General features: G+C 37.2%; 12 protein-coding genes. 4 read left to right on the forward strand and 8 right to left on the reverse strand.

Features of this window, described 5'->3' with window-relative positions; translation table 11 throughout:
• The first annotated feature begins 14 nt into the window (after positions 1-14).
• On the forward strand, positions 15-2,303 hold the full coding sequence (tamL, locus tag ACZ1AQ_RS03530) for a translocation and assembly module lipoprotein TamL (protein ID WP_489631566.1): 2,289 nt from the start codon (positions 15-17) through the stop codon (positions 2,301-2,303).
• 223 nt (positions 2,304-2,526) lie between these two features.
• Here the strand turns inward: tamL and ACZ1AQ_RS03535 are convergent, their stop codons facing one another.
• On the reverse strand, positions 2,527-5,028 hold the full coding sequence (locus tag ACZ1AQ_RS03535) for a M14 family zinc carboxypeptidase (RefSeq protein WP_489631567.1): 2,502 nt from the start codon (positions 5,026-5,028) through the stop codon (positions 2,527-2,529).
• Positions 5,029-5,285: 257 nt separating this feature from the next.
• On the opposite strand from ACZ1AQ_RS03535, the gene ACZ1AQ_RS03540 reads away from it, so the two are divergent.
• Positions 5,286-6,227: a polyphosphate kinase 2 family protein gene (locus tag ACZ1AQ_RS03540; protein ID WP_489631568.1), complete on the forward strand. Its 942-nt coding sequence runs from the start codon at positions 5,286-5,288 to the stop codon at positions 6,225-6,227.
• Positions 6,228-6,283: 56 nt separating this feature from the next.
• Here the strand turns inward: ACZ1AQ_RS03540 and ACZ1AQ_RS03545 are convergent, their stop codons facing one another.
• Positions 6,284-7,354 (reverse strand): AI-2E family transporter, encoded by a 1,071-nt coding sequence (locus tag ACZ1AQ_RS03545; RefSeq protein ID WP_489631569.1) that lies wholly within the window; start codon positions 7,352-7,354, stop codon positions 6,284-6,286.
• A gap of 282 nt (positions 7,355-7,636) precedes the next feature.
• Here ACZ1AQ_RS03545 and ACZ1AQ_RS03550 point away from each other — a divergent pair, with 282 nt between their 5' ends.
• Entirely contained in the window at positions 7,637-9,064 is a 1,428-nt protein-coding gene (locus ACZ1AQ_RS03550; protein WP_489631570.1) for an L-serine ammonia-lyase, read from the forward strand.
• Positions 9,065-9,069: 5 nt separating this feature from the next.
• Positions 9,070-9,441, forward strand: a complete 372-nt coding sequence (locus ACZ1AQ_RS03555) for a ribosomal maturation YjgA family protein (RefSeq protein ID WP_489631571.1) — start codon at positions 9,070-9,072, stop codon at positions 9,439-9,441.
• A 130-nt stretch (positions 9,442-9,571) separates the two neighbouring features.
• On the opposite strand, the gene ACZ1AQ_RS03560 is transcribed toward ACZ1AQ_RS03555, so the two are convergent.
• The 6 genes from ACZ1AQ_RS03560 to kdpA all read right to left on the reverse strand — a co-directional run bounded on the left by ACZ1AQ_RS03560 (position 9,572) and on the right by kdpA (position 18,198).
• Positions 9,572-11,290 carry an ATP-binding protein gene (locus ACZ1AQ_RS03560; RefSeq protein ID WP_489631572.1) on the reverse strand — a complete coding sequence of 573 codons (1,719 nt, stop codon included), beginning with the start codon at positions 11,288-11,290 and terminating at the stop codon, positions 9,572-9,574.
• Positions 11,291-11,309: 19 nt separating this feature from the next.
• Positions 11,310-12,437 (reverse strand): sensor protein KdpD, encoded by a 1,128-nt coding sequence (locus ACZ1AQ_RS03565; RefSeq protein ID WP_489631573.1) that lies wholly within the window; start codon positions 12,435-12,437, stop codon positions 11,310-11,312.
• A 93-nt stretch (positions 12,438-12,530) separates the two neighbouring features.
• A complete protein-coding gene (locus ACZ1AQ_RS03570; RefSeq protein ID WP_489631574.1) occupies positions 12,531-13,601 on the reverse strand; it encodes a porin in 1,071 nt (356 codons plus the stop codon).
• Positions 13,602-13,722: 121 nt separating this feature from the next.
• Positions 13,723-14,277 carry a K(+)-transporting ATPase subunit C gene (locus ACZ1AQ_RS03575; RefSeq protein WP_489631575.1) on the reverse strand — a complete coding sequence of 185 codons (555 nt, stop codon included), beginning with the start codon at positions 14,275-14,277 and terminating at the stop codon, positions 13,723-13,725.
• Between the two features lie 54 nt (positions 14,278-14,331).
• A complete protein-coding gene (gene kdpB, locus ACZ1AQ_RS03580) occupies positions 14,332-16,380 on the reverse strand; it encodes a potassium-transporting ATPase subunit KdpB (protein WP_489631576.1) in 2,049 nt (682 codons plus the stop codon).
• 96 nt (positions 16,381-16,476) lie between these two features.
• Positions 16,477-18,198, reverse strand: coding sequence for a potassium-transporting ATPase subunit KdpA (gene kdpA, locus ACZ1AQ_RS03585; protein ID WP_489631577.1), 1,722 nt, complete (start codon positions 18,196-18,198; stop codon positions 16,477-16,479).
• Positions 18,199-18,300: the final 102 nt, after the last annotated feature.

Here is an 18,300-nt window from a genome sequence, read left to right on the forward strand (position 1 = left end):
AAAGTACAGTGAAAATGTATCACAAAATAGTATTCATTTTACTTGTCGCCATAGGGCTTCAAAGCTGTTCTTCTACTAAAAATCTAGCAGAAGGCGAATTGCTGTATACGGGTGCCAAAGTAAGGGTTGAAGGACCAACCAGCTCAAAAGAAAAAAAAGCATTGGCTACAGAATTGAGTACTTTAGTACGTCCGATTCCCAATCAATCTTTCTTAGGCATTTATCCAAAACTATCCATTTACAATCTGGCAGGAACACCCAAAACCGAAAAAGGATGGCGGAATTGGTTGCGTACCAAAGTAGGCGAAGCACCCGTTTTGAACACCAAACTAGATCCCGAATACAATCGATTAGTGCTCCAAAATTATTTGGAAAACAAAGGTTTTTTCAATGCAAAAACCAAAGCAGATACGATTATAAAAGGCAAAACGATTCAAGCGATATACACCGTCTCACCTTCCAAACAGTACCGCATCAAAAAAGTGGTGTTCCCGAAAGATTCCTCAGATCTGTCCAAAGCCATTAGCAGTACCGAAAGAAGAAGCTTGCTCAAAATCGGCAATACCTACAGCCTAGAAACCATAAAAGAAGAGCGCATTCGCATTGACGAACGCTTGAAAGAATTAGGGTTTTATTACTTCAGTCCCGAATATTTAAAAATTCAAGTAGAATCAACCGTTGCACAACAAGAAGTCGATTTGATTGTAAAAGTAAAAGAGGAAACACCCGCTCGCGCCCGTTTCATTTATAAAATCAACCAAATTGTAATTTATCCCAATTACACCTTGGGAGCCGATACCATCAGCGCCTCCAAAAAAGCGGTAACCCAATACAAAGATTTTACAATCGTTGATCGTGATTCTTTGTTCAAACCCAAAATTTTTGATCGTGCATTGTACTTCAAAAAAGGAGATGTGTACAACCGAAACAATCACAATTTATCTTTAAATCGCTTGGTGAATTTGGGCGTTTTTAAATTGGTCAAAAATGAATTTCAACCTTCGTTGATAGAAGGCAATTACTTAGATGCCTTTTACTACTTATCGCCTTTAGAACGAAAAGCCTTGCGATTTGAAGTTTTGGCTAAAACCAATTCGGCCAATTATCACGGAACAGAATTGAATGCCAATTGGATCCATCGCAATACGTTTAGAGGAGCTGAACTACTTTCGATTTCGGTATTTGGTGGATATGAAGTACAAATCTCTGGTCAAAACAATGGCTTTAATGTATACCGATTAGGAACCGAAGCCAATTTGATTTGGCCACGAATGATTTCCCCAATTCGCTTCAAAATGAGCAATCGCTTTACGCCAAAAACCAAGGCGACTTTGGGCTATGAATTTCAAGATCGCCAGCAATTGTACAGATTACAAACCTTTAAAGCGCTGTTTGGGTACAACTGGAAAGAAAATGCTAGAAGAGAACATACACTAAACATAGGTGAGGTCATTTTTGCGCGACCTCAAAACGTAACGCAATTGTACCTCGATGAAGTAGAACTAAATCCCTCACTAGGTAAAGTGATTGAGCGCCAGCTTATTTTTGGCCCCACTTACTCTTACACCTACTCCAACACGGCACAAAGAAGAAAGAAAAACACCATCTATTACAAAGGTACGGTTGACTTATCGGCTGCGGTTACAGGTTTGATTGCTGGTGCCAACATCGATAAAAAAGACACGCTAAAAGTATTTGGAGTACCCTTCAGCCAATATGTGAAATTCGAAAATGAATTCCGCCATTTTTTAAAACTAGGAAAGGAAGGCCAATTGGCGAGTCGGATTATAGTTGGTACCGCTTTGCCTTTTGGGAATTCAAAAGAAATGCCTTTTATCAAGCAGTTTTTTATTGGAGGAACCAACAGTATTCGTGCCTTTAGAGCGCGTTCTATTGGACCCGGAAGTTACTTAGATCAAGCAATAAATACCAACGGTTTTTTGGCGGATCAATCAGGAGATATCAAAATCGAGCTCAATACCGAATATCGCACTACCTTGTTTAGTTTTGTAAAAGGAGCTGCTTTTATCGATGCGGGAAATATTTGGTTACTCAATGAAAATAAAAACAAACCTGGAGCTAAATTTTCTAAAAACTTTATGAAAGAAATGGCAGTCGGCGCTGGACTTGGATTGCGTTTTGATTTGTCTTTCCTTATCCTCCGAACGGATTTTGCTTTCCCGCTTCGTAAGCCTTACCTGCCTGAAGGCAATCGTTGGGTCATTGACCAAATCAATTTGGGAAATGGCGCATGGAGAAAAGAGAACTTGATTTTTAACTTGGCAATTGGGTATCCGTTTTAGTGTGTTTGTTTGAAAGCAAAAAAAACTTAACCACAAAGAACACCAAGAAGGCTCAAAGCACACAAAAAAATTACCGCAATGAGCACAAAGGGTTATAAAAGGAGCAGAGAATAAACAATTAAACAGTTAAACAATTAAACAGTTAACCGATTAAACAGTTAAACAATCAACAAAAAAAGCGCGACCCTAAGAATCGCGCTTTGTTGTTTAAGATAAATAAAGGCTAGTTCACCAAGAACAAAGCATTGCTAAAGAGTAAATTTCCGTTTTCCCAGAACGCTCTAAATAATGGATTATCCACCATATAAATTACTTTTCCAGAACCTTTATAGTCTATGGCGAAATTTACCGTTTCTGGTAATTCTTTTCCAATTTCGTGACCTACGAAACCATAACTTTTGTAGCCTTTAGGAACATAAGCAATATTTGAAGCATTTTTCAATAAAGCATAATGACGGCTATCGGTTTTTAAACTGAAATATTTTTTACCTAAACCAAATGCCATCGGATGAGTAACATCCAAAACATTCTCGATAATCGCACCTGGTATAGCATCCGACATCGCGCGACGCTCTTCGTTGGCCGAATCTAAGAAACGTTTTTTCAATTCTTTTTCTTTGGCTGTTTTTTCTGCTTTTTGCTTGTCATCATCGGTCGCGTGCGCATTTAATGCAAAACCATCTTTTCCGTCAAAAATATCCAAAGCTCCGTTCATAGCAATAACTTTTCCACCGCTACTCACCCATTCGTTGATGCGTTTTTGTTCTCCATCAGAAAAATCATAATTACCATCTGCCAAAATCAAGGTGTTGAATTCGTGCAATCTTACTCTACGAAAACGATCTACATCTACAATACTTACAGGATAACCAACAGTTTCTTCTAAATAAAACCAAACCGAACCAAAATCAGTAGAACTTACTCCTCTTCCTGATAAGAACAAGATTTTCGGAGCCGTCAACAACGGAAAATTTTCTCCTCCTAAATCTCTTGCGTTTTTCGAGAATCCAGAAGATATAACAGAGAAATCTGATTTCTTTTTCACGATTTCACCCACTACTTTTTCAAAATCAACCACCTTTGGATTATCGCCTTTGCTCACGATTAATCCACCAGGTTCTACAGTCGTACTTCCAAAAACAGCTTGTTTCATTGCTGAACGTACTTTGATACCTTTTTGGTGCAATAATGCTACCACTTGAGCCGAAGTACGATTGTTCCAAGGAATATGAAACGCATACACTGAACTTGGTATAGAAGATGAAGTCGTTTCAATCGTAGGTTTTGTTTTGATATTAATAGCATTTTTTAAAGCATAGCCTTCAACACCATAAGCCAGTGGCAACGCCCAAGCCGTAATGTCATAAGACAAACTATCATTCAATTTGTGATTAGGTTCGAACAAAATTTGAGCAAAAACGGCTTTTTGTTGGTCCACTTTCACAATCATATCATTGGGTTCGATGGTAAAGCTGTTCTCTTTTTTCGTTTGGTAATTAAAACCACTTGCTGATTGTTTGGCATCGGCATAAGAAAATTCGATTTTGTTTTTTTGTAACAAATCGGCCAATTGCTCTAATTTAGGATTGCTTTTCATTACATAAGTTGCATACTTCCCTTTCATTGTTTTCCTAGAAGTATTCATAAACCCTCTAAATCCTTTCAACAAAGGCTCTACTTGAGAAGCAGCCGATTCCACTATCGTTAAAACAGTAGTAGCGTGATGTGTCAAACGGTCTTTGATAGTAACACTCGCTCCGTTTTCCATCGTTACTTCTCTACCTGCGCCAATACCTCCTTGTTCTACTGTCATACCTACAGCACCGTTATAGGTTGGATAGGTATCTCCATAACTTGGGTAAAACAAATCGAAACGCTCACTAGTGTTGTATAACCAATTTTGAGCATCGAATTTGGCAGCTATATTTTTTCCTAACAAAGCGTGAAAATTTCTTTGATACGGCTCAATAAACTCGTGCAAAGGTTCTGCCGAAGGTGGGAAAAAGTAAGGCGAATTATACCCTTGTTCGTGAACATCTGTATGCACTTGCGGCATCCATTGGTTGTACAAAGCAATACGTTGTTGGCTTTCTTTTTGGGTTTGCCAAGCCCAGTCTCTATTCAAATCAAAAATGTAGTGATTGTAGCGTCCGCCTGGCCATTCTTCCATGTGCTCTCTATCGGTAAGACCTGGATGCGTGTTTTTTCCGGCGATTTCATGCAACCAATTTCCGTATCTTGAATACCCATCAGGATTCACACAAGGGTCAAGAATTACCACGATATTTTTCAACCATTCTTTGGTCGTTTTATTTTCTGGATTAGTCAATTCATAAGCAACAGTCAAAGCGCTCTCGGTTCCAGACCATTCGTTTCCGTGAACGTTGAAACTCAACCAAACAATTAGCTTATCGCCTACCGTTTTGGATTGATTGGGTGCCATACCAATTGATGCCAAATTGTTCAAACGAATTTGCTCCAAATTGGCTAAATTCTCAGGAGTAGAAATATAATACACATTCAAGTTGCGGTGCTCTGCCGTTTGTCCGTATCTAAACGGTTTGATGTAGGACGTTTGTGCAACCAAATGTTCAAAATAATCTTCAACTTGATGATAAAAAGTAATGTGTTTACCATAATCAGGAATGAACTGAGAAGGGCTTTTTACTTGAGCCGAAACCCAAGCAGTAGTGGCTAAAAATAAAGATAGAATTAGTTTCTTCATACTGTTTTTGGTTTATTAGAACCCAAAAATAAGGAAACCATAGGTATTGACCTAAATAAATTACAAACTATCTCGAAGGTCGAATTTGAACCTCTTTTTTACCAAAAACAACAAGTAGACTGACACACAATAATTTAAGAAAACAACATCAAAATCAATCAACATAAATTTATTTTCATAGCACAAATAAAAAAAGTAAATTTGAGTGAAGCTATTGAAAAACAAATACTTAAAACCAATCCTAAAACTTGATATCCATGAGCAAAGAAGAAAAACCAAAGAAAAAAAAACTCCTTTTTGAAAAATTAAATCCAAAAGAACGAATCGAAAGAGCGAAGCAATTTTCGGCACAATTTAAAGTACCCGAAGAAGGTTCTTTTCAATTATCGGATTATAAAACCGATATGGAAGTTGAAATTAGCAACAAAAAATTAGCTAAAATTTTAGCCTTAGGTGTCGATGCCTTGGCTGATATGCAAGAAATTCTATATGCTCAGGACAAATGGTCATTATTACTCATTTTTCAAGCGATGGATGCTGCTGGAAAAGATGGCGCTATCAAACACGTGCTTTCGGGCGTCAATCCACAAGGGTGTCAAGTCTCTTCTTTCAAATCACCGAGTTCCGAAGAATTGGATCACGATTTTCTTTGGCGTTGCCAAAAACATTTACCCGAACGTGGTCGCATAGGTATTTTCAATCGTTCGTATTATGAAGAAGTATTGGTTGTTCGGGTGCACGAACAAATTCTGAAAGCCCAAAAACTTCCGCAAGAATTAATAACCGAATCAATTTGGGAGGAACGCTTTGAAGACATTCGCAATTTCGAAAAATACCTAAATCGCAATGGAACTATCGTGATTAAATTTTTCTTGAATGTATCCAAAGATGAACAAAAAAAACGTTTCATAGAGCGCATTGACGACCAAGATAAAAACTGGAAATTCAGCGCTTCCGATGCTAAAGAAAGAGCTTTTTGGGACGATTATATGAATGCTTATCAAGATTTAATTCAAAAAACCACCACTACACACTCACCTTGGTATGTGGTGCCTGCAGATAATAAATCGTATGCACGTATTGTTATTGCTTCAGCCATCATCAATGCTTTGGATGAAATGGGATTAGAATACCCAAAAGTAAGCCCAGAAAAAGTAGCCGAATTACAAGAAATTAGAAAGGCTTTACTAGAAGAATAAATCGAAGTTTCTTTGCCAAGTAATCAGACTTGGCAAAGATTTTCTTTTTTCTTGGGTTACTGATTATCGGTTTCTAGCCAAGCTAAAAATAATTTATATCCAATGGTCAAAATTACAGCCCCTAAAAACAGACCTAAAAACCCACTCAGCATAAAACCACCAATTGCACCTAAAAAAACCACTGGCATAGGAACAGGAGCGTTTTTACCCAACAAAATAGGTTTTAGAATATTGTCAGCCAAAAGGGTAATCAACAACCAAATCGTAAGTAATGTAGCCGTTGTTGTATCTGAAACCGAAAACATATAAATAGCAACCGGAATTGCAATAGGTCCTATTCCAATTTGAACCACCGCCAAAACCAAGCAAGCTACAGACCACAATCCTGCAAATGGTACCCCTGCACTAAAAAAACCAATTCCTGCCATAACCGCCTGAATAACGGCTACTCCTAAAAATCCTTTAACTACATTTTGAATGGTTGTTACTGTGATTGAGGCATAATGATCTCCTTTGTTGCCCGCTAACTTGATAAATATTTTACTAGAAATTACTTTTAAGTTTTCTGAAAAAGCTAATAAAAATCCCGCAATGATAATGGATAAATTAAATTGCAAAATTCCTTTTCCTATTCCTGCAAAGGCCGATAATATCCATGAACCAACCGTCGTGACTTCTTCAGAATATTTCAATACTGTTTCTTGAAGGTTGTCCGAAGCGTGTTGCCAAATGTCGATAATTGGTCTAGTAAAAGAAGGCCAATTGGCGGTAGCTTCATTTGGTGGTGGAATGATGGGCTCTCCAGCTTGATAACTTATGGTTAGATAACGAATGCCTTCATAGAGTGATTCTGTTACCAAAAAACTAGGTATGATAATCAAACTCAACAATACAAGTGTCAAAAGTATAATAGGCGTTTTGGTTCTACCTCTAAACAATTTTACTGCCGATAAATATATGGGATACATTGCAATAGCAATAACTACGGCCCAAATTAACATTAGTATGAAAGGTTTTAAGATAGAAAAACACCAAAATACAATTAAAAAAAGCATTCCTAGTCGAATAATAATATCAGTAATTTTTTCAAATTGATTTTCTTCTGGATTGGATTGTTGCTCTTCCATAGTTTTTGATTTATAAAAGTAAATATATCAATTTTATAACATTTTTCCTTTCAAAGCTATGGTAAAAATACCCCCAAAGCGCACAAGATAAGTAACAAGGAACACAAAAGTTGGTTCTGTTAAACAAATAAACAGCTACCCAATCTAATAGAATATTAAAAAATATTCAATATGAATCCTATATAAAAAGAATTCCACAATTGAACACTTATTTTGATATAAAATTATGCAGATTTAGCATTGATTCGTTTATCTTTGTTTTACAAATTTTACTTTAGAATCATGGAAGAATGCATTTCTGTTTTCGATATGTTAAAGATTGGCGTAGGGCCATCTAGTTCTCATACCTTAGGTCCGTGGCGTGCTGCCGAACGTTTCCTCGAAGAATTACGCCAGGATTTTGATTTGGAAAGAATCACTAGAGTAAAAGTAGATTTGTACGGTTCGTTGTCTTTGACAGGAAAAGGACACGCTACTGATTTGGCCGTGATGCTAGGTTTAAGTGGTCAAGACCCAGAGTACATTCCGGTGCAGGATATTGACGGCATCATCAAAGCTATTGAAAACAATCATTTGATTCAATTAGGCAACGAGAAAGCGCTACCTTTTTATATTTTACAAGACATTGTCTTTCATAAAGAGTTTCTTCCTTTCCATGCTAATGGATTAACCTTTACTGCTTTTTTTGAAAATGAAACCGAATATGCTTCCACTTTTTATTCCATTGGAGGCGGATTTGTAGTAAAAGAAGAACGTAGCAATGCCAAAAAGAAAGTCGCAATAAAATGTGCTTTCCCCTTCCCTATTAATAATGCCGCAGATTTACTAGACTATACTCAAAAAGAAAACAAAAGTATCTCTGAAATTGTCTATGCCAACGAGATTTCTATGCGACCAGAAGCCGAGGTGCATAGTGAGCTATTGCGCATTTGGCACACGATGTTAGAATGTATGTACATAGGTTGCCATTCCGAGGGTATATTACCTGGCGGACTTAATGTTCGCCGAAGAGCCTTTGATTTGCATCAAAATTTGATTGGTTTATCCAATTATGATTCGCCACAATCTTGGCTAGAAGTCATTCGTAAAACCGAAGTAAAGTTTCGTCAAATTCTGAAATGGGTAAGCTGTTTTGCCTTGGCGGTAAACGAAGTAAATGCCGCTTTGGGACGCGTAGTAACCGCGCCAACCAACGGAAGTGCTGGCGTTATTCCTGCCGTATTGATGTATTATATGGTGATTGAAAACCATCAAGCCGACGAAAAACAAATCAAACAATTCTTGATGGTAGCGGGCGAAATTGGAAGTATTTTCAAAAAAGGAGCCACGATCTCGGCCGCGATGGGTGGTTGTCAAGCCGAAATTGGTGTGTCATCAGCTATGGCTGCGGGCGCTTTATGCGAAGTAATGGGCGGAACCCCAGCACAAGTATTGATGGCTGCCGAAATTGCCATGGAGCACCACTTGGGCTTAACTTGTGACCCAATTGGCGGTTTGGTTCAAATTCCGTGTATCGAACGCAATACGATGGGCGCTATAAAAGCCATCAACGCAGCAGAATTGGCTCTCGAAACCGATTCGAAAAACGCCAAAGTGCCCTTGGATAAAGTAATTGATACCATGTGGCAAACCGCAAAAGATATGAACTCTAAGTACAAAGAAACCTCAGAAGGTGGTTTGGCGGTAGCGGTTAATATGGCCGATTGTTAATACAAATGAAACCTCGTTTCGTATACTTTATTCTTGCCCTTCTTACGATTGTATTAGGAATTGCTTCCCGAAAAATAGTGGGTATTCCCTTGTTTGTGGGTGATATCTTGTATGCCGCAATGGTCTATTTTGGTTTTCGGTGGGTGTTTCTGAAAAGCAAAAGACCTTGGCACATTGGACTTCCTTTACTATTTTGCTTCGCGATAGAAATCCAACAACTTAGTACAGCCGCAGCACTAGTGGCGATTAGAGAAACCACGTTAGGACATTATGTTTTGGGACAAGGTTTTTTGTGGAGTGATTTGTTGTGCTACTTAATTGGTATAGGTTTAGCCTATGTTGTAGACCAATTTTATATCCAACGAATTGTGTCTTAATCCTAAACTTTCTCGAAATAAAGACTGCCCTAGCCCTGATGGACACGAGCATAGCGAACTGACGAAGTAAACGGCATCCTGTGGCGCTGGGGTTCAGCGACACAGATACAGTGGACAGCAGGATTAGCTCCTAAACACTTCCTAATTTGAAATAAAACGTACAACCCAATCCGAGTTCACTTTTTACACCAATGGTTCCGTTTTGCGCCTCGATGAACTCCTTTGAAATGGCCAAACCTAGTCCTGTTCCTGTTTTATGGCTTCCTGGAATTTGGAAATATTTATCGAAAACTTTGTTTTTGTATCGAACATCTATTCCTTTTCCTTTATCGATTACCGAAAAAACAACTTGATGATTTTCGTTTTTTAACTGTATGGTAATCGTGCTTTTCTCGGAGGAATATCGTATGGCATTGGTCAAAAAATTAATCAAGACCCAAACGGTTTTTTCGCTGTCTGCTTTGATGCTTGGCAGATTTTCCTCTGCTTCAATAACTATTTCAATTTGCTTTTGTTCTGCTTGTACTTTTACGGCTTCTGTGGCATACTGAGCCATTTCGTATGGATTGCTTTTTTCGATATTCAACTGAATGTTTCCTGTTTCTACTTGTGAAAGTTCCAACAATTCTCCAGTAATTTTCAACAAACGCTCGCTGTCTTCTTTGATGCTGTCCACCAAATGTTTTTGTTCTTCGTTAATAGCACCTGTTCTTTCATTTTCAAGCAATTGCAAACTCATTTTTATCGAGGCAATAGGCGTTTTCAATTCGTGGGAAACGGTGGCAATAAAATTGGTTTTGGCAAAATCTAATTCTTTGAAAAAAGTAATATTTCTCAAAATGATTACATTTCCGATGGCTATCGCTTGGTCTTCGCCTGTTGGTTTTATGGTGATTTTTACAATTTCTTTTTCAAAATAGCTTTCCTTATCATCAGCGAAAATTTTCATTATTTGCGCTTTTTCATTTTCTGATTTCTCTACAAGCAAAGATTGCATCAAATCATTCGTCAAGCCCAATTTTTCAGCCGACTTTCCGACAACCTCCTCTTGTTTCAAGCCCATAATTTTGATGGCTTCATCATTGATAAACAAAATCACTCCATCATTATCTAGCCCTATAATTGGGTCGTGCATATTGTTGATTAAGGTCTCTAAACGCTTTTTCTCAAAAGACAATTTGTACAAATTGCTATTGTGGTATTCTTGCAATTTTTCAGCCATTGTATTAAAGGAATTGGCTAGGTCTCCAAATTCGTTATGGTGTCTAAAATGAACCCTTTCCGAATAATTTTTATTGGCAATTTGCTTGATACTTTCCGTCAATTCTTTGATGGGATTTGCAATATTGTTGGGCATATTGACCAATAAATTAAAAGCAATCAAAAAGCATAAGGTTCCCACTACAGCTATCCATAAATTGGCGGTTTCCGCAGTATGTTTGGCAATGTCACTTTTGATTTTTATGGCGTTCATATTGAGCTTCATTATCTCAAAAATGTTTTGTCGAATTTGTGCTTTTACCTTTTCATTATTACTGTCATTCTTTAAAAAATTGAAATTATCTTTCAACTTATGAGTAGCAATATCTTCATTCTTCTCAGTAATATTGGAAACTTGTTTATTGAGGTTAATTTCAAAAAGAGCAATAGCTTTATCTTTATTAACCATCATTTCATCGAGCGAAAGCAACATATTACGCGAATATTCTAAAGTATTATAATTTGCATTTAGAATATTACCAGTATCCTTTTTAATTGAAAAAACAGAATATGCACTTACCAATGAAAGGATAAATATTAAGCAAAATAGCAATCCTACGCCTAGATTTAATTTGGTTTTGATTCTCATTTTAGGATAGTATTATAAATTATGATAAAATTACTAAATCAACATTCGATAACGAAAGCGTATTCAATAATCGTCTGAAAAGTGAGGTTGATAAAATAGCGTTTAGTAAACTATAGTGTGGTTTTCCAATGCAAACAGTTGTAATTTGTTTTTGTTCGACTATGGCCAAAATAGCATCAGTGATTTTCTTGTTTTCTACTTTAATTACTTCCGCGCCTAGTTCTGTGGCTAACTTAAAATTATTAATCAAGCGTCTTTGTTTGTCTAAAGCAATTTTGTCGCTACTTTCTTTTGGCGTTTCAACATACAAAACATACCAATCGCTATTGTAATAAGTAGCCAAACGAGCCGTTTTTCGAATCACTATTTTGGCAGTTGCATCATTAGTACTGATGCAAGCCAATAATTTTTCGTGACGCAATGCGGTTTTTTTAGGAATTTCATTTTCCACTTTTCGAACGACTTGGCTCGCCACTTCCTTCAATGCTAACTCACGTAATTGCAAAATTTGGTCAGCTTTGAAAAAATTATTCAAAGCCGTTTGAATTTTATCCGCAGTGTAGATTTTACCTTCTTTTAATCTGGCAATCAAATCCTCCGAAGTCAAATCGATATTCACCACCTCATCGGCCATTCGGAGCACATTATCTGGCACTCTTTCTTTGACATCTATATTGGTAATCTGCTTTACATTTTCGTTCAAACTCTCAATATGTTGGATATTTACCGCCGAAATCACATTAATCCCTGCTTCGAGAATTTCCAAAACATCCTGCCAGCGTTTTTCGTTTTTACTTCCCTCAATATTGGTGTGCGCCAATTCATCTACAATCACCACTTCGGGACGCAAATTGATAATGGCTTGCACATCCATTTCTTCAAGCTGCTTTCCTTTATAAAAAATACTTCGACGCGGTATAATTGGCAAACCGCCCAGTAACTCGTGGGTTTCTTTGCGATTATGCGTTTCGATATAGCCAATCTTAACGTCAATTCCTTTCTTCAACAACGTATGCGCTTCTTGCAACATTCGGTACGTTTTGCCAACACCCGCACTCATTCCAATGTAAACCTTGAACTTTCCTCTACGCGATTTTTGGATTAAATCGAGAAAGTGCTTAACGTTATTTTCTTTTTCATTGTCCATACAAAACAATTTGGTTCTTAGTATTTAAACCATTAAGATGTTAAAACAAGTAACATCTTAATGGCAAATAAATAATTCATAGCAACTTCTCTTTTACAAAGAAATGGCAAGAGAAGAAGTCAAGAATACATTACTATTGGTTGGAGTATTGCTCTTTAAAAAGATATCGTCTTTGCTATTTAATGAACGTGCTTCCAATCGAAACATAATGTTATTGGCTACCAAATAATCAAAATTTGCAGAGAAACCATAGGTCTTAAACCCATTTGGCGTTCCCGTTGCAATGATTACACCATTTTTATCCTGATAATATTCTCCTCTAGCGGCCAACTGAATTTTGTCTGTTGGTTTGTATTGAACGATTACTGACGGATTGTACCAAACATCATAATCGCTACTTCCTTTTGCGGATTGCTGCGCTCCTATATCAAAACCTGCAACTAGACTTGTTTTTTCGGTCACTTTAAATGTTGCGAAAAAATCGTTGAAATAACGCCATTTTTTATCGACATCAGGTTGTTCGTTTCCAACATAAGTACTCCAATTTAAGGATAGACTTGCTGATGGTTTAAAAGTCACTTGAGTTCCAAAAGCAGGCGTTTGATTGCCATCAATTTTTTGAATACGTTGCCAACCATTCAAATACATTGCTGCCAAATACCATTTCTCTGATTTCGAAGTGTACCCTATTTTTACACCCGCTTCATAATAAGGCGTATTATCAGCACCCAAACTTCGGGTCAAAGTCATACAATCTTTCCCAATCGCACTCTCAAATCCAATATGCGAAGGCATAACTCCAGCATCAATCCAAAGATTGTGTTCTTTTGAAATTTTCACGCCTACATTCGCTTCAAACACATTTTGCAACAAGTCTTGCTCAGCCGCCATATTGTACTGAGCATAAGTTCCCGCCATTAAGGCAAAATTGGCACGAACATTCTCTTTCGAATAATTCACTTTGGCGATTCCCAAATTCAAATTCACTTCATTTGACCTATTATAATTGTAAATAAATTCCGATTTGGTATGATTCTCGGGTTTCCCAAAATCATAACTATAATATCCTTCTACATAACCCGAAAAGGTAAACGGACTTTTTTCTATATCTTGAGCTGTAGCAAAACCAAAAGCTAACAAAGCTGTAACTAGTATTTTATTCACTTGATTCTTATTTTTAATTAGGAGCTAATCCAGCTATTCACTGCAATCTTTAGTGCCAAACCCTGGCACTAAAGGATTTACGTTGCTATCTGGGCTAGGGCATTTCGTTTTTATAGACGTTTTATTTTAATTTATCTAAGGCTACATTCAACTCTAAAACATTTACCGTTGAAGTTCCCATTACAGATGGTTTATTGATGTTAGATTCCACCAAAGCTTTTACCTTTTCTTCAGACAATTTTCTTACTTGGGCAACTCTTTTAACCTGAATCAAAGCGCCTTCTGGTGAAATATTGGGGTCCAAACCACTTCCCGAAGCCGTTACCAAATCCGATGGAATATCCGCTTTTTTCAAATACGGATGCACGATTAAAAACGTGTCGATTCTTTTTTGAACCAAAGCAAGATATTCTGGGTTACTTGGTCCTTTGTTGCTTCCCGCACTTCCTGCAGCATTATAATCTACTGCCGATGGTCGCCCCCAAAAATAGTTGGCTTTGTCGAATTTTTGACCTATTTTTTGATACCCTATTACTTTTCCATCAACAGTAATAGTTTCTCCCTTTCCGTTATTGGGAGCAAATTGTGCAATGCCATAAATAGCCAATGGATAAATTACAGCGAATAAAATTACCATTAATACGGTGAATTTTAGTATTGAAAATATGTTTTTCATTTTGTTTTTGTTTTTTTAAACCTGACAGGTTTCAAAAACCTGTCAAGTTTGATTTTACATAAATAACGTCACCACCAAATCGATTAGTTTAATTCCTATAAAAGGCACAATTATCCCGCCCAAACCGTAAATCAACAGGTTTCTTCTTAAAATAGCTTCTGCACCAATTGGTTTGTAATCCACTCCTCTTAAGGCTAACGGAATCAAAATCGGAATGATGATGGCATTGAAAATCACCGCTGATAAAATAGCACTTTCAGGGCTATGCAATTGCATAATATTCAACCCTTGCAAGGCTGGAATTGCAGTGATGAACAAAGCAGGAACAATGGCAAAATATTTGGCCACGTCATTCGCAATGGAGAAAGTAGTAAGCGTTCCTCTAGTCATCAATAGTTGTTTTCCAATTTCTATAATTTCGATTAACTTGGTTGGGTCATTGTCTAAATCCACCATATTACCCGCTTCTTTAGCAGCTTGAGTTCCGCTGTTCATCGCTACACCAACATTGGCTTGAGCCAAAGCAGGTGCATCATTGGTACCATCACCCATCATCGCTACAAGCTTGCCTTGTTCTTGTTCGTTTTTGATGTAATTCATTTTATCCTCAGGCTTAGCCTCGGCAATAAAATCATCTACACCCGCAGCTTCTGCAATAAATTTGGCGGTCAAAGGATTATCTCCTGTTACCATCACGGTTTTCACACCCATTTTTCTTAAACGCTCAAAACGTTCTTTCATTCCCGTTTTGATAATATCTTGCAACTCAATTACCCCTTGAACAGCGTTATTTTTGATAACTACCAAGGGCGTTCCTCCATTAGAAGAAATCGAAATAACCGTATGGGCAATATCTTCTGGAAATACATTTCCTGCTTGCTGAACGATATTTTTTGCTGCATCTTGAGCCCCTTTTCTGATGTTGGTTCCGTCTCTTAAAACTACGCCACTAGTTCTTGTCTCGGCAGTAAATTTGATTAAAGTAGCCCCTTCAATAGATAATTTTTGTGCCACTTCATTTCCAGCCAATTCCACAATACTCTTTCCTTCTGGAGTATCATCTGCCAAAGAACTTAAAACAGCCGATTGAATAAATTCGTCTTGCGAAACTCCTTTTGCAGGATAAAAATTCGTTGCTTTTCTGTTTCCAATGGTGATGGTTCCTGTTTTATCCAAAAGCAATACATCAATATCTCCCGCAGTTTCTACTGCTTTACCTGATTTGGTAATCACATTGGCACGCAAAGCTCTATCCATACCCGCAATTCCAATAGCAGAAAGTAATCCACCAATAGTCGTTGGAATCAAACAAACGAAAAGTGAGATGAAAGCTGCGATTGTAATAGGTGCATTCGCATAATCAGCAAAAGGTTTCAAGGTCACACAAACAATCACGAAGATTAAGGTAAATGCTGCCAAAAGAATGGTCAAAGCAATTTCGTTTGGTGTTTTCTGACGGCTCGCTCCTTCTACCAAAGCAATCATTTTGTCCAAGAAACTTTCTCCTGGATTGGTTGTAACTCTTACCGTAATTCTGTCACTTAATACTTTTGTTCCTCCTGTTACCGATGATTTGTCACCACCTGCTTCTCTTATAACTGGTGCACTCTCTCCAGTTATAGCACTTTCATCAATAGTAGCTAATCCTTCAATGATTTCACCATCAATAGGGATTATATCACCAGCTTCACAGAAAAACAAATCGTCCATTTTTAGTTGTGAAGAAGGAATCATTTCAATTTCGTGTGAATAGATTTTACCAACTTCTGAAACTTTTTTAGCAGGTGTTTCTTCACGTGTTTTTCGCAAACTGTCTGCTTGAGCTTTCCCTCTGGCTTCAGCAATCGCTTCAGCAAAATTGGCAAACAAAAGTGTTGCAAATAAAATCAAGAATACTATGAGATTGTAAGCAAAACTACCTTGATTGGATGCGCCAAATAAAATGGCAAGACACACAACAAACATAATAGCAGTACCAATTTCAACAGTAAACATTACCGGGTTTCTGAACATTGTTTTTGGGTTAAGCTTTACAAAAGACTGCACTAATGCTTCTTTTACTTGCTTACTTTCAAACAATGATTTGGAATTATTTTTTGTCATTTTAAAACGAGTTAAATATTTAAATGTTATTCGATTATGGTTAGTGGTCTTCGTTTAATTACTTCTAACCGCTAACTTCTAACCTCTAACTTTTTTCTATTTTAATGTAAAATATTCTGCCAATGGTCCTAAAGCCAATGCTGGGAAGAAAGATAAGGCTGCAATAATCGCGATAACGGCAAAAATCATCACACCAAAAATGGTAGTATCAGTTTTTAAAGTTCCCGCGCTTTCTGGAATGTATTTTTTATTAGCCAATAATCCTGCGATAGCCAAAGGTCCAATTATGGGAAGAAAACGACTTAACAACAACACTATTCCTGTAGCAATATTCCAAAACGGATTGTTATCACCTAACCCTTCAAAACCAGAACCATTATTGGCCGCACTTGAAGTGAATTCATAAAGCATTTCTGAAAATCCGTGATGACCAGGATTATTCAACCAACCAGTAGCATTACCGCTAAACCAATAGCCCATTGCGGTATCATTCGCCGCAAAATAAGTAGCCAAAGCAGTGCCTGCTAAGATTAATAAAGGATGAAGTATCGCTATAAAAGCAGCGATTTTTACCTCTCTTGCTTCGATTTTCTTTCCTAAGAATTCAGGAGTTCGACCTACCATTAATCCAGAAATAAATACAGCCAAGATGATAAAGATGTAAAAATTCAACCAACCTACTCCACAACCGCCATAAAAAGCATTGACCATCATAGCCAACAATTGCATCGTTCCTGAAACTGGCATCGAACTATCGTGCATACAGTTCACAGAACCTGTAGAAATTACGGTCGTAGCAATACTCCAAAAACCAGAAATAGCAGCACCAAAACGCACTTCCTTACCTTCCATCGCGCCGGTTGTTTGGGCAATTCCCATTTTTTCGATAGCTGGATTTCCGTTAATTTCGCTTATCACTGTTGGAATAACGAGTAGTAAGAAACCTACTGTCATTACTCCAAAAACGATATAAGAAAACTTTCTCTTATTAAGGAAAAAACCTAATGCAAAAATCATTGCAAACGGGATAATTAACTGCGACCACAATTCAACCCCATTGGTTAAATACGTAGGATTTTCTAATGGATGAGCCGAATTCGCTCCAAAAAAACCACCACCATTTGTACCAATATGTTTGATACCAATAAATGCGGCGGCTGGACCACGAGAAACTTCAACAGTATCTCCTTGCAAGGTCATTATTTTATCTTTTCCTTCAAATGTCATTGGAGTTCCACTAAATACTAGAACTACAGCAACAATAGCAGAAAGAGGCAATAAGATACGAGTACAACTTTTGATGAAAAAATTGTAAAAATTCCCAAGTTTATCTGTGCTTTTCTCTCTCATAGCTACAAAAACCATAGCAGCTGCCGCTATTCCTGTTCCCGCAGAAACAAATTGCAAGAACATTAAAAATAGTTGACCTAAATAAGAAAGACCAGATTCGCCTGAATAATGCTGTAAATTACAGTTCACTACAAATGAAATGGCGGTATTAAAGGCCAAATCTGGAGACATAGATGGGTTTCCGTCTGGGTTTAATGGTAAACTACCTTGGAAAAGTAGCACAAAAAAGCAAAGGAAAAACCAAACCATATTCACACTCAAAAGCGCTTTTAAATGTTGCTTCCAATTCATTTCTTCGGTAGCATTGATGCCACTTATTTTGAAAATAAAGTTTTCAATAGGATTAAAAATGGCATCAAGCATTGTTTTATCTCCCAAAAAAACTTTAGCTATATATCTTCCAACAGGAATTGCCAAAACGATAGAGAGGATAAAAATACTGATGACGCCAAAAAATTCTGTGTTCATATTTTATTGATTAGAAATTAAATAAATTTTTAGCTTTTATAAAAAAACTACAAGCACAATAAAAGCGAAAGTCCAAGTCAAAATGGCTACTACTAAGGGTCT

It is taken from the genome of Flavobacterium sp. UM26 (assembly GCF_057922445.1).